The 13033-nt window shown below is 39.2% G+C and carries 15 protein-coding genes; 8 read left to right on the forward strand and 7 right to left on the reverse strand.

Annotated elements, in window-relative coordinates:
• Positions 1–270 precede the first annotated feature (270 nt).
• The 5 genes from IPZ59_RS16625 to IPZ59_RS16645 all read left to right on the forward strand — a co-directional run bounded on the left by IPZ59_RS16625 (position 271) and on the right by IPZ59_RS16645 (position 5335).
• On the forward strand, positions 271–1752 hold the full coding sequence (locus IPZ59_RS16625) for a lipopolysaccharide biosynthesis protein (protein WP_236137171.1): 1482 nt from the start codon (positions 271–273) through the stop codon (positions 1750–1752).
• Positions 1753–2243: 491 nt separating this feature from the next.
• A complete protein-coding gene (locus IPZ59_RS16630) occupies positions 2244–3167 on the forward strand; it encodes a universal stress protein (protein WP_236137172.1) in 924 nt (307 codons plus the stop codon).
• A gap of 741 nt (positions 3168–3908) precedes the next feature.
• Entirely contained in the window at positions 3909–4457 is a 549-nt protein-coding gene (locus tag IPZ59_RS16635) for an RNA polymerase sigma factor (protein ID WP_236137173.1), read from the forward strand.
• A 34-nt stretch (positions 4458–4491) separates the two neighbouring features.
• On the forward strand, positions 4492–4869 hold the full coding sequence (locus tag IPZ59_RS16640; RefSeq protein ID WP_236137174.1) for a hypothetical protein: 378 nt from the start codon (positions 4492–4494) through the stop codon (positions 4867–4869).
• Complete coding sequence (locus IPZ59_RS16645; RefSeq protein WP_236137175.1) at positions 4841–5335, forward strand: Spy/CpxP family protein refolding chaperone; 495 nt, start codon at positions 4841–4843, stop codon at positions 5333–5335. Before IPZ59_RS16640 ends, IPZ59_RS16645 begins: the two co-directional genes overlap by 29 nt.
• An 82-nt stretch (positions 5336–5417) precedes the next feature.
• Here IPZ59_RS16645 and mscL read toward each other — a convergent pair whose 3' ends face one another.
• Positions 5418–5831 carry a large-conductance mechanosensitive channel protein MscL gene (mscL, locus tag IPZ59_RS16650; RefSeq protein ID WP_236137176.1) on the reverse strand — a complete coding sequence of 138 codons (414 nt, stop codon included), beginning with the start codon at positions 5829–5831 and terminating at the stop codon, positions 5418–5420.
• 206 nt (positions 5832–6037) lie between these two features.
• On the opposite strand from mscL, the gene IPZ59_RS16655 reads away from it, so the two are divergent.
• Together IPZ59_RS16655 and pfkA are read left to right on the forward strand one after the other, a co-directional pair.
• The gene (locus IPZ59_RS16655) at positions 6038–6412 is read left to right on the forward strand and encodes a methylglyoxal synthase (RefSeq protein WP_236137177.1); all 375 of its coding nucleotides are present in this window, start codon (positions 6038–6040) and stop codon (positions 6410–6412) included.
• Positions 6412–7398 (forward strand): 6-phosphofructokinase, encoded by a 987-nt coding sequence (gene pfkA / locus IPZ59_RS16660; protein WP_236137178.1) that lies wholly within the window; start codon positions 6412–6414, stop codon positions 7396–7398. Before IPZ59_RS16655 ends, pfkA begins: the two co-directional genes overlap by 1 nt.
• Positions 7399–7428: 30 nt before the next feature.
• On the opposite strand, the gene IPZ59_RS16665 is transcribed toward pfkA, so the two are convergent.
• From IPZ59_RS16665 to IPZ59_RS16680, 4 genes are all read right to left on the reverse strand, one after another.
• The gene (locus tag IPZ59_RS16665; RefSeq protein WP_236137179.1) at positions 7429–9075 is read right to left on the reverse strand and encodes a Na/Pi cotransporter family protein; all 1647 of its coding nucleotides are present in this window, start codon (positions 9073–9075) and stop codon (positions 7429–7431) included.
• A 59-nt stretch (positions 9076–9134) separates the two neighbouring features.
• Positions 9135–9698, reverse strand: a complete 564-nt coding sequence (locus IPZ59_RS16670; protein WP_236137180.1) for a PepSY-associated TM helix domain-containing protein — start codon at positions 9696–9698, stop codon at positions 9135–9137.
• Positions 9699–9708: 10 nt separating this feature from the next.
• A complete protein-coding gene (locus IPZ59_RS16675) occupies positions 9709–10560 on the reverse strand; it encodes a hydroxymethylglutaryl-CoA lyase (protein WP_236137181.1) in 852 nt (283 codons plus the stop codon).
• 77 nt (positions 10561–10637) lie between these two features.
• Positions 10638–11237 carry a YfiT family bacillithiol transferase gene (locus tag IPZ59_RS16680; protein WP_236137182.1) on the reverse strand — a complete coding sequence of 200 codons (600 nt, stop codon included), beginning with the start codon at positions 11235–11237 and terminating at the stop codon, positions 10638–10640.
• On the opposite strand from IPZ59_RS16680, the gene IPZ59_RS16685 reads away from it, so the two are divergent.
• A complete protein-coding gene (locus tag IPZ59_RS16685; protein WP_236137183.1) occupies positions 11236–12486 on the forward strand; it encodes a carcinine hydrolase/isopenicillin-N N-acyltransferase family protein in 1251 nt (416 codons plus the stop codon). The two genes, IPZ59_RS16680 and IPZ59_RS16685, sit on opposite strands and share 2 nt — an antisense overlap.
• A gap of 248 nt (positions 12487–12734) precedes the next feature.
• Here IPZ59_RS16685 and IPZ59_RS20355 read toward each other — a convergent pair whose 3' ends face one another.
• Together IPZ59_RS20355 and IPZ59_RS16695 are read right to left on the reverse strand one after the other, a co-directional pair.
• Positions 12735–12842: a DUF3307 domain-containing protein gene (locus IPZ59_RS20355; protein WP_394800718.1), complete on the reverse strand. Its 108-nt coding sequence runs from the start codon at positions 12840–12842 to the stop codon at positions 12735–12737.
• Positions 12839–13021, reverse strand: coding sequence for a hypothetical protein (locus tag IPZ59_RS16695; RefSeq protein ID WP_236137185.1), 183 nt, complete (start codon positions 13019–13021; stop codon positions 12839–12841). Before IPZ59_RS16695 ends, IPZ59_RS20355 begins: the two co-directional genes overlap by 4 nt.
• Positions 13022–13033 lie beyond the last annotated feature (12 nt).

Consider the following 13033-nt stretch of genomic DNA (forward strand, 5'->3'; position numbering starts at 1 on the left):
AAATCATCAAATCGGATCAAAGCAAAGCCGTTCAAGTATTTTATAAAGCAATCAAAAATACTTGAGCTAATTCAAAGGATCAGCATCGCACTGTTCTCATGCAAGCGAATTATTAAACATCACGGAGGTACTGTAGGCGTAGAATCAACTGTAGAATAAGGAAAACCTTTTTTCTTTCACGTCTCAAAAAACACTCGGTGAAAAAAGATGGAAATGGAATAGCCGTGGAAAGGTGACTAATATCCGGGCTATATCACTATTTTTGCCCCAATGAATAGTAGCAAGGTCTCTCAAAGCGTCTGGACAACCGCCTTCTCTTATGTAGGTGTGTTAATCGGGTATTTCAATTTGCTTTGGCTGATGCCTTATGCCATGTCCCCCGAACAAATTGGCACCTTTCGAACCGTACAGGATATGGCTTTGCTCCTTGTGCCCTTTGCACAAGTCGGATTGGGCAATGGCATTACCAAATTTTTCCCTCAGCTTCACAGCCGACACTTTTCTTTTTTGACCTACTCATTTTTTCTGACATTGATGGGATTCGCAGTAGTGGCAGCCCTATTCTTTTTGTTGAATGAGCCCATTGTAAAGGCATTTTCTAGTAATTCGGCTGAGATCTTAAATTTTCTGCCCATCGTATTGATCATCACCTTATTTGCCGTGCTCAATTCCATTGCAGATGCATTTTGTAGATCCTACTACAAAATAGCGATGCCTACCTTTTTCAGGGAGGTCTTGATTCGGTTTTTGCTAGGGATTTCCTTTTTGCTCTATCTTCTAGATTGGATCAATTTCGCACAAGTCATGTGGGCAATGAGTATAGCTTATGGGATCACTTTGCTTGGTACGATCGCATACATGTCTTCCAGAAAGATCTTTGGATTGGAGTTTGCATTTAGCGAAATCCCCGCTGAATTGAAAAAAGAATTTCTGAGCTACAGCTTCATCAGCTTACTAGCCACAACGGGAGCTTTGCTGATCATGAAAGTGGATAGCTTGATGGTGAGCTCTATGATTGGATTGGAAGCCAATGCGATATACACCATTGGTTTTTCCATTGCTATTGTCATCGAAATGCCCCGCAGAGCAGTATCTCAAGTTGCTATGCCTTTGGTTTCGGATTTCTTTAGCCGACAGGAATACCCCAAAATATCTCAATTATACAAAGACTTGGGCGTATCTCAGGTTTTTATCTGCCTTTTGATCTTTATTGGTATTTGGGCCAATATTCATAACATTTATGCATTCGTTCCCAACCGGGAAGTATATGAAGCCGGCAAATGGATAGTCCTGATCATCGGTGGAGCTAAAATCTTGGATGTGATTTTCTCCATCAATTCAGAGATTATTTTATTCTCTAAGTATTATGTATTCAACATCTTGGCAACGGTCGTCATGGCAATAGCGGTGGTAGTCTTTAATCTGTGGTTGATTCCCATCTATGGCATAGAAGGTGCCGCTTTAGCTTCCTTTTTAGCCTTATTGATCTTCAATTTAGTCAAATATGGCTATGTGGCTTACAAGTTGAAGATGCATCCCTGGAGTTGGGATTTAGGCAAAATCCTTGTGCTAGGAGGATTGGTTTTTACTATCCAACATTACTTATTTTTACATGAAACAGCCGGCTTGCAGGATCTAATGATTCGTTCAAGTACCATTTCAATTAGTTATTTATTAGGGGCTTATGCATTAAAAATAGCACCGGATATGCAGCGGCAATTATGGGAAAAAATAAAAGGACTCAAGCCTTAGAGTGTTACCAAACCTCCATATAGACAAGCTTTGAGCTGCCTTAGATCCGCAACCTTCCACTGTTATCCTGCATCCGTAGATACGAGGTCCCGTTGAGCGGGATGAGGCCTGATTTTGGAAAGGGCTTCACTCGGAATTGTAATTAAATTGTGAAGTCGGAACATGTCAGCGACCTGAATCCTTTGTGCAAAGATACGGAATTCTTAAGCAAGCCGTTGTGTGAATTGTGATTTTTACTATTTTTTATTTTCAAAAGCCTGAGAGAGAATCAAAAAACATTTCAGGTTCCTTTGTTAATTTTGTAACTTAGTATTCCATCGGAAAATCAAATAGAATTAGTCATTAAGTTGCCTTGATCTTCTTTTGTAAGGAACAAAATAAAATTTTAATTTTAAGAGTTATTATTGGATAAAGTCAAAATAATATTCCGCAATTAAACTCAACATACTGAATTAAAGCCTAAATTTGCACCCAGTAATTGATAATATATCATGTACCAAATCAAAAAGCTAATCGTTTGCTTGGACAATAGCACCTTGGATGAAACCTTGGTTCGCTTTGCTTCTTTTATTTCGAAAGCCAATCAGACCAAAAAAATCTACTTTACCAATGTCATTCGGAACCTGCATATCCCGAAGGAAGTATTGGAAGAGTTCCCCAACCTGATCGATAACATGGTGGAGGAGAAGAAGGCACACATGAAGGAGGTGGTTGACAAGTTCTTTGGAGACAATGAAGATATAGAGTTCTCTTTTGTAGTGAAAGAAGGACAGCTTTCCAAAAAAATCCTCAAACTTGCCCATGAGAAATCCGCAGATATGATCATTGTGGGGAGAAAGGTCAATCTTCCGGGTACGGGTGTTATTTCCCAGCGTTTAGCCAGAAGAGCATCCTGTTCTTTACTCATTGTACCAGAAGGAACCGCTCCTAAAATGGACCGCTTATTGGTACCGAGCGATTTTTCTGACTACTCCAAAGATGCCATGGAAGAGGCTGTCCTTATAGTTGAAAAATATGGAGGCCAAGCCGAAATTGTCTGTCAAAATGTATTTACCATTCCTTCAGGGTATCATTTTACAGGTAAAAGTTATGATGAATTTACTTCCATCATGCTGATGCATGCAGAAATAAATTTCAAAAAGTTTATCCGAAAAATAGATACCAAAGGCATAGATGTCAAGCCAGTTTATACCCAAGACGAAGATGATGACCCTGTAGAGGATATCTTATCCAAGGCAAAAGAGATCAATGCTGATAGCATTATCATAGGAGCGAAAGGAAGAACGGCTGCCACTGCCCTCTTTATTGGAAGCATGGCCGAACGCTTGATCCAATTGAATGACCAATTCCCACTCCTCGTTACCCGTCCCAAAGGAAAAAATGCAGGGATTCTAGATTACATTTTGGAAATATAATACCTATTCATCAAACAAGTGACTAAACCTGATTTTCGGCAGCAGCTAATTAGCAATTGCTCAAAATCAGGTTTTTATTTTTCATTGAAAAAGTTTCAAGCAAAGGCTTCAACGGAGACCGCAAAGATATTTTCACTAAAATCATATGCTTTCAAACATAGAGAAAATAAGATTAACACAACTTTTCACAGTTTTTTTTGCTAACGCAAATATGTAATCGAGCTATTGATAAAATTTTATCTTTAATACCAGTGGATTTGAGAATCGAGAGAGGTAATCAAGCGCTCAGGGCTAAAGCCCCTTTTGGGCATGCAAACCTCCAAAATTGATTATTAAAACGCCATATTTCAACTTTATTTCAATCCCACTATACCCCAGTAATCATATCAACTAATTTCGCGTAGCTAATATCTATCAATATCCAATATCTAACCCTAATTAGTATTTAAATTTATTTCACAAAGTTTATTTCAACCTTATTCCAATCCCACTATACCCCAGTAATCATCTCAACTAATTTCGCGTAGCTAATATCTATCAATATCCTACTATCCAATATCTATCAGTATTTCAATTTATTTCACAAAGTTTATTTCTACCTTATTTCCATCTTCCCTCCTCCCAATATCCTAGTATCCAGTATCCCAATATCTAACCCTAATCAGTATTTCAATTTATTTCACAAAGTTTATTTCCTTTCATTCATTAAACTTTTCTAATTTCCAACAGTCAAAGAACCGGATGTTGCCTCAAACTGACTTAGAACTTTTAAAATTGATCCAAAACCCCTTCACCAAGGAAAGAGGGTTTCGGTTATTGGTGGAACTTTATCAAAAACGTGTTTATGGGATCGCTAGAAAAATGGTCTTAATTCACGACGATGCAGATGATATCACACAGAATACCTTTATCAAAGCGTTTAGAAATATTCATAAATTCCAACATAATTCCAGCCTCTTTACCTGGTTGTATAGAATCGCAGTTAATGAAAGTTTGTCCTTTTTGGAGAGTAAAAAAAAGCGCTATTTCTTCCCTGTGGAGGACCATATGGAAGTATTGGAAAATTACCTAGACCAATCTGGCTCCATTACAGAGGAAGAAATTGAAATCAAACTTCAAAAAGCACTCTTGAAAATTCCCGAAAAACAACGCTTGGTATTCAATTTGAAGTACTATGAAGACCTGAGCTATGAGGAAATCTCCAAGATTACAGAAACTTCCATAGGTGCTCTCAAAGCATCCTATCATCATGCAGTAAAAAAAATTGAATCAATTTTGGGCTCAGACTAAACCTCTGGCCCTCAAAACAGTCTAATTATCGTCTATGTTACCGAAGCAACCAAACAGTCAACTCTTTAAAGCTCCCGAAGGATACTTCGAGGGGCTACCCGAGCAAATTCTTCAACGACATCAGCAACGGGGTAAAAAGGTGCGTCAACTATGGCTAGCCGCTAGTTTAAGCGCTGCCGTACTACTGATGGGTCTGTTTTTCTGGAATCAACCAGAAATGCCAACAGACTCTTTGAATGCTAATCTATCTGCAGAGATTAACTTTTACATCAATGCAGGCTATTGGGAAGCAGAAGACATTTTGAACTTAAGTGATAACCCTAATCAATTATTGGATGATTTGATCGCAAGTGAATGGAATTTTGTAGAAGAAGACCTCGATTATGAATTTGAAGAAAATTGGTATTATTAATTCGTTTATGAAAATCGCTCCATACATATTTATTTCGTTCTTGATGTTTGCCCTAAGCCTCCAAAGTTTGGCTCAGCAACAAGGCAATAGAAACTACGACAAGGAAAAGCTAGAATCGGCCAGAATCGCCTTTATCACCAACCGTTTGGATCTCAAACCCGAACAAGCAGAAAAGTTTTGGCCAATGTTTAACCAATACAATGAAAAAAGAACTGCGGTAATGGAAAGCATGGTGCAGCTTAATAAAGCCTCCTCTGACGACATGTCAGACAATCAGGCTCGTGAAATTATCAAAAACAGATTGGCTAATCAGCAAAAAATGTTGGATTTGGAAACTGAATTTATGGAATCCATCATCACTGTTATTAGTCCAAAACAAGCAGTAAATCTTAGCAGTGTCAACCGGGAATTTACCCGGCAAATCTACCGAAGCCAACAAAGAGGCGGAGGAGGTAGAAATAATTAAATAAAACTTAAATTACCGATTCAAACAAAAAGCCAACGCTTCACACGTTGGCTTTTGAGTTGATGGAAGTATATAAAGTAACTTACTTTTTCAACAAATCTCTGATTTCTTCTAACAATACTTCTGATTTTGGTGGTGCAGCAGGAGGTGCAGGAGCTGCTTCTTCTTTTTTCTTAAAGCTGTTCATACCTTTGATGGCCATGAAAATCACAAAAGCGATAATCAAGAAATCAACAACATTTTGAATAAAATTACCATAGCTTAACACCACAGCCGCCATTTCCACTCCTGCATCAGTAGTGTAAGCTTCTCGAAGGGTAACGGTAAGATCTTTAAAATCAACGCCCCCCAACAAAACACCTAAAGGAGGCATGACAATATCATTGACAAAAGAGGAAACAATTTTCCCAAAAGCCCCACCAATGATTACAGCTACAGCCAAGTCTACGACATTTCCTTTGACTGCGAACTCCTTGAATTCTTTGATTAATCCCATATTCTCTTTTAGTTTAGTAGATTGATGCTGGAAAAATACCAATTTTTTCAAGTCAAAAAAATTTGATACTCATTTATTTACTTTTTATTATCAAAATAATGCGTAATCATATAGAAGTAATAAATCTATATATTCAACAAAAAGACGAACAGTTCTTAGTAAATTTGTGAGATTTTATATCTTACAAACTGAACCTATTAATACCTATGAAAATTGCATTAATTGCCCACGATGGTAAAAAGGCCGATATGGTCCACTTCCTCACAGGCTACAAAGATGTATTTCATCATAAAGACATACAATTGGTAGCAACCGGGACGACTGGATCTCATATTGAAAAGTCAGGAATTCCTGTAAACAAATTACTTTCCGGCCCTATGGGAGGCGACGCTCAGATCGCTGCCATGGTTGCCGAAAAAACTATTGCAATGGTTATTTTTTTTAGAGACCCTCTAGACAAACATCCCCATGAACCAGATGTACAGATGTTGATGCGCTTATGTGATGTTCACAACATCCCGCTAGCAACAAATCCTGCTACTGCAAATCTCCTATTCAATGAACTAATCACTAGACTTTAATGGAAATCAAAACAATAAAGAAGATAGGTGTACTTACTTCCGGAGGAGATGCTCCAGGAATGAATGCGGCCATTCGTGCAACCGTGAGAGCTGGATTTTATTACAATTTAGAGATGTATGGAATCTACCGTGGGTATGAAGGAATGATCAATGATGAAATCAAAAAACTAGAATCAAAAAACATTGCTCACGTCCTAGAACGTGGGGGAACTTTCTTAAAATCAGCCCGATCAGCTGAATTTAGAACCTCTGAAGGTAGAAAAAAAGCCTACGACAACTTAAAAAAACATGGAATTGATGCCTTGGTAGTAATTGGAGGAGATGGTTCACTCACTGGTGCACATCTTTTTTACAAAGAATTTGGCATCCCTGCAATTGGTATTCCAGGAACCATTGACAACGACTTGGCGGGTACAGATATCACCGTGGGTTTTGATACGGCGTGTAATACGGCCATAGAAGCTATTGATAAAATCAGAGATACTGCTACTTCTCATGACCGATTATTCTTTGTAGAAGTAATGGGCCGTGATGCTGGATTTATCGCCATCAATGCAGGGATTGGAAGCGCTGCTGCAGCTACTCTTATTCCAGAGAAAAAAATGCCAATTGAGCGCTTAGTGGAGCGACTAAAGGCAAGAACAAAGGCGATGAAAAGTTCTAATATCGTGATTGTTGCCGAAGGAGGAAAATCTGGTGGAGCTGCTGAAATTGCCGAAAAAATCAAAAAAGAACTCCCCTATTACGATATCAAAGTGACGATTTTAGGACACTTGCAGCGCGGTGGAGCTCCTTCAGCCTTAGATAGGGTGCTAGCTTCCAAATTGGGAGTAGCAGCTGTAGAAGGCTTACTTCAAGGAAAATACGATGTAATGGCAGGTATCATCAATAATAAAATAGTATACACACCTATTTCCAAAGCAATTGTAGGTGACAAAGAAGTGGATGAAGACGATTTCAGAGTCGTTAGAATTTTATCTACCTAAAACAATGAGAGGTAATAGCAACAGTATAGTTCAATTGTCTATTACCTCTTTTTCTCCATGCTTCCAGTAAATCACAGCATTGGACAAATTATCCATGCTTGATATAACCTGCTTCATGACATTGGTAAGTGTGGAAATGGGGTAATCCATTTTTTCATGTTGAATTCGTTGATACAAGTCACTGATCCAAAAATTATACACTCCTTCGTTGTGAATAAGCCATTTGGGAAACTCAGTAATTTCTTCCTGATGCTCCATGTATCTGCTCAACTCTTCCATAAAATCGAAAGAGTATGACTTAATCTCTTTGTAAAAATACATCAATAAGCTGTTATCGCTATCCTCCATTTCTCGGATATTGTGCATGACATCTTTAAGGTCTTTGGAAGCATAGATAAGCGTCCTCAACGTCAACATCAAAGAAGTTAGTTTTTGAGCTTCTGCCGGTTGCAGGTTTTGGGATAAGAGAGCTAAATGATATTCCGTCAATTCATCTTCAAGCGTCTTCAACTCCTGATAACTTTGATGCAAATCCTTGGGCTGCAAAAGAATTTTCCTCCAGATAGATAGGTTGTTTTTAGAGGGAGTTCCGGCTCTCCACACATTGGAAATGAAATTTATAGCTTTTTGATAAGTGAATAGAATATCTTTCTCTAAAGCTGCAATCGCTGCCTCGGGAACTTCTACCGATACACGCTTAGTATAAACAGAAAAACCTTGTGGTTCATCTTTAGAAAAACGATGAGTCAACCACTTTTCAAAGGGACCCAAAAATGGAGCAAACAAGAGGATTCCTATCAGGCTAATAATCGAATTTAACAATACCAGTTCCATTAAGGGATCTTTGATTTCAACTATTGAGGAAGTTAAAGCTATCAATTGCTCTACAAAAGAGAAAACAACTAAGCCCGTGACCACATTGAAAGTAAAGTGGGCCAAAGCCAATCGCTTCTTATCAGCATTTCCCCCCAATGATCCAATGCTGACTGTTATGGTAGTTCCGATTTTTGCTCCTAAAATCATGGAAACACCTGCAGTCAATGTGATAATATCTGCACTCATGGCACTTAAAACAATGACAATCATAGCAGAACTAGACTGGATAAGGGCAGTAATCACCATCCCAAGCAATAAATAAATCCACAACCCATAGGACTGAAAAGCTTGTAAATCAATTTGATCGGCCACTTCTTCAATAGACGTTTTCATAAAGTCTAAACCCAAAAACAATAACCCAAATCCTACTGAAAACATCCCAATATTTCGAAGTAAGGGACGGCTAGAAAAAAACAAGAAAAATAAACTTCCTATACCCAAAAACGGCATAGAAAAAGATGCTACACTAAATTTAAATCCCAAGGTGGCCACTATCCATGCGGTGGCCGTTGTGCCTAGATTCGCTCCCAGAATCACCCCTAATGAGTTTTTAAGATTGATTACTCCCGCTCCTAAAAATGCTAATACCATTAAGGTTACCAAGCTACTACTTTGAAGAATTGCGGTAATTAAAGCACCTACACTGATTCCTTTGATTGGTGTATTTGTAAATTTTTGAAGCAAATGACGGAAGGATTTACCAGCCATTTCCTTCACAGCGGTTTCAAGTTGATGCATACCCCATAGGAATAGCCCAATTCCAGCCAAAAATTGCCAAAAATCAAAAACAGTTGGTTCCATAAATGTGTACAGCAATTACCAAAATTACAGGTTTAGCTGTAAAAACAAAGTTTTACGTATCAACCGACCCGCTTAAATTTCGCTTTTTTCATTTTTCTGGGATTATACCAAAGGTAAAATCCCGTAATCGCAAATGCAATTAATGCAAGTGAAGTCAATGTGCTGTATATAATTTTGGTGTTTTCACTGCTGGACGCTATCAAAAAATCTAAAATACTGCCATCGTGAATCTTTTCTATCAAATCGGAATTTCGTTGAGCGATGGACAAAACCTCTCCGGAATAGCCATCTACCTGTACTTCTGTAAAATGATTTTTAAACACAATTTTAGCTATACCTTTCTCGGGTCGTACATCCACGCGGTCGATCACATCGGATTTCCCAACACTATCCCGGATGACCTGCCGACCGATCGCAATCATTTCCTCCATAGAAATCCATGCTGTCGGGTTTTCTACCTTGGTTTTTTGGGTTTTGGGAATCAGCCCTGTTTCCTTTTTCCATGCCAACAAAATCGCAGTAATACCAATCACCAACATAAAAACCACAAAAGGCAAGCTTAGCCATTTATGGATTCGACGGTTGATGCGGGTATTTCGGGCCGTTCGGGAGGTATTCAGCATTTCCTTTGTATTAAGAATTAAAAACCACCTGAGCCAACTTCATAGCTTCAGCAAATTCATCTGTTTTCAATCCAAGTTGATAACCCTTCGCTTCCAAAATAGCTATCAACTGCTCAGTAGCCACATTCCCTACCAACTCATCTTTGGCCATCGGACATCCTCCAAAACCTTTGAGTGCTCCATCAAAACGTGTACATCCTGCAGCCAAAGCAGCATTGATTTTTGGTGCCAACTCATGGGCTTGGGTATGCAGGTGAAGACCAAACTCTATGGTAGGAAAAGCCTGAGCATTCACATGGTAAAGTGAACCAATTAATTCAGGACTTGCGGTACCTGTTGTGTCAGCAAATGAAATAATTTCAATATCCAAATCAACTAATTTCTGTACGAAAGAAGCCACCAACTCAGGAGAATAAGGATCCCCATAAGGATTTCCAAAACCCATACTCAAGTAGGTAACGAGACGCTTGCCTTTTATCTCGCACAAATTTTGGATTTCCTCCACAGCTTGTAAAGCATCAGCAATACTTTTATTGGTATTGCGTTGTTGGAAAGTTTCGGATACCGAAAGCGGAAAGCCCAAATAATCAATCTGCTCAAATTGACAGGCATCTTCAGCACCTCGAAGATTGGCTACAATAGCCAAAAGCTTGGAATGGGTTCCAAACAAATCCAATTGATCCAAAACATCCCCTGTATCCCGCATTTGTGGAATAGCTTTGGGACTGACAAAAGATCCGAAATCAATGGTATCAAAACCTACTTGTAGTAATTGATTGATGTAGGCCGCCTTGATGGAGGTATCGATAAAACCGGGAAGCCCTTGCATCGCATCCCGTGGACATTCAATTAACTTAATCATAGGCTAAAGGTAAATTGAAGATATCAGTCCGACAACTCAATTATTTAAATGGTCTGTCGTAATTTTTTCAGTGGCTTTTAAAGCTGAAGACTACCAGACACCAACTGTATATGACCTAAATGATGGTGAGAGTGCCATGCATACAAAGCAACATTAAAATCCAAAGCAATAGACTGCTTGCGCTCTGGATGGTAAAATGTCTTTTGAAAGTCCTCTTGCTTCATAGTGCGCATCAGCAACACCCATCTAGTATGAACAGCTTGAATGATTGCCAAACTATCCTGTACAGGTGCTGATTTGCCGTCAGGTAATTCGGCCCATAGATCTTCGTGGTAAGGTTTAACAGTAGGGTTATCCTCTGTCAATGCCAACTTAAACCTACAAAAGCTGTTCATATGACTATCAGCACAGTGATGGATAACTTGTCTGACAGTCCATCCACCTTCTCGGTAGGGGGTATTTAATTGTTCGTCTGTTAGTGTTTGTACTTCTTTCCTTAACAACATAGGAAAATCCTGTATGCTTTGGATCCAGGCAATAAAATCTTGTTCGCTGTAATCTTTGTGGAAAGTGAATTTTCCAATCGGATACTGTTTGGTACGTTCCATCACATCTTCTATTGAAATATGGTTCCAATCTAGTAAATTGAACAATACAAACCAGCAAAACAACCTCATGTGTGACACATTTGTAGCCTTGGGCTCTCTAACCTTAACTGGAAATACGATTTTAGCCAAAAACTCCGATCGGGAACCGGAAGAGGCCCAAGCATTGGTTCATATCCCTCGAACAAAGCACAGCGCTGCATTTGTCCAATGTACCTTTATTGATATTCCCCAAGTCAGCGAAACATACGAGGTGATTCTTTCCAAACCTTTCCAGATGTGGGGAGCCGAAATGGGCGCGAATGAATTTGGACTTACCATCGGTAATGAAGCGGTATTTACAACCGTAAAAATGTCCCGCACCAATCAAGGCTTGACAGGCATGGATATGATTCGTTTATGTTTGGAGCGGTGTACAAAGGCTACAGAGGCACTTACACTGATCCAAGAATTGCTCCAAACTTATGGACAAGATGCATGCGGTGGCTACAAAAACAACTCATTTTTTTACCATAATAGCTTCATCATTTCAGACCCAGAAGAATCCTTTGTATTCGAAACCGCTGGAAAATCTTGGGCTTACAGACGGATTACGGATCATCACAGCATTTCCAACGGGTTAGGTATCCATACAGATTATGACGCTTTTCATCTAGAAATAGAACCAAAAGCATTCCCGTATTTCTGGAGAAAGGCAGCAAATCCCTTTTCTTTCAAAGATTACTTTTCCGATATCCTCTACACACAGGTTGGTCGGGCCAAACAACGCCAAAGTTGCAGCATAGGACTTTTAAAAAATCATATCCATCCAGGAGTCAGCGTGGAATCAGCTATGGATATTTTGAAAACTCATCATATGCCAGATTCCGATTTTACACCCAAAAAAGCCACTACCGCTTGCCTATGCATGCACGCAACGGGTCTGACAAATCCTAGCACAACCACAGGAAGTATGGTGACCGAATTACGAAAAAATGGCACTCATACCCTATGGATGACAGGAACTTCCATGCCTTGTTTGTCAGTCTATATCCCCTTCTTTTTTGGGACTCCTACGCTTGAGAATTTTCGAGTGCCAACAGCTAAACCAGACGATTCCTTTTGGTGGCAAGCAGAAAAACTACATCAATGGATTTGCCAGGACTACTCAGTTAGAAAAGTTGACTGGCAAAAAGAAACCGACCGTTTACAAAAAAGCCTGATCAAGCAAGAACAAGCCTTATTTTCTGGTCAAACATCAATGGAAAGGCTGAGTGAATTTAGCGGAAAGGCTTTAACTGAAGTTGAGGAGTTATACCAAAAATTCCTTTCCCTAATCTAAACTTAATCAGCTCTTTTTAAGTAAATTGCTACTATGAAAGAGCCTTTTGACAAATCACAGGTAAAGGAGCCAGACCTAAGTTATAGACCATATTCCTATGCCGACTACCTTACATGGGAGCTTGATGAAATGGTAGAACTCATCCAAGGGAAAGTCTTAAAAAAAACCGCTGCACCAAGACGGATTTATCAATATGCAACCACCATTCTGCTTTCGATAGTTTATCAAAAGTTAACAGGAGGACCATGTCAGGTGTATACGGCTCTTTTAAGCGCTTTCTCAGCCACCCATGAAGAGGGTTGCAATAAAAAATCGCCAATAAAATGAGCCAAAAGGAGTTTGATGAGTACAATCATGACATCAGGACTTTAATTTTTTTTCGGAAAAGTCTCTCCACTGCCAATAACTCATCCACATGAGCCCTATTCCATCTGCCGCTTACGGAATTTTGTTTGATCCCTAATTGTCCCCCTATCGCTTGTTGGCTTGTCAATCGCCTTGAAGCCACGATATCTCCTGTTATAACTGCTACCATAGCTAAAATATC

This window comes from Mongoliitalea daihaiensis, assembly GCF_021596945.1.
Taxonomy (GTDB): Bacteria; Bacteroidota; Bacteroidia; order Cytophagales; family Cyclobacteriaceae; genus Mongoliitalea; species Mongoliitalea daihaiensis.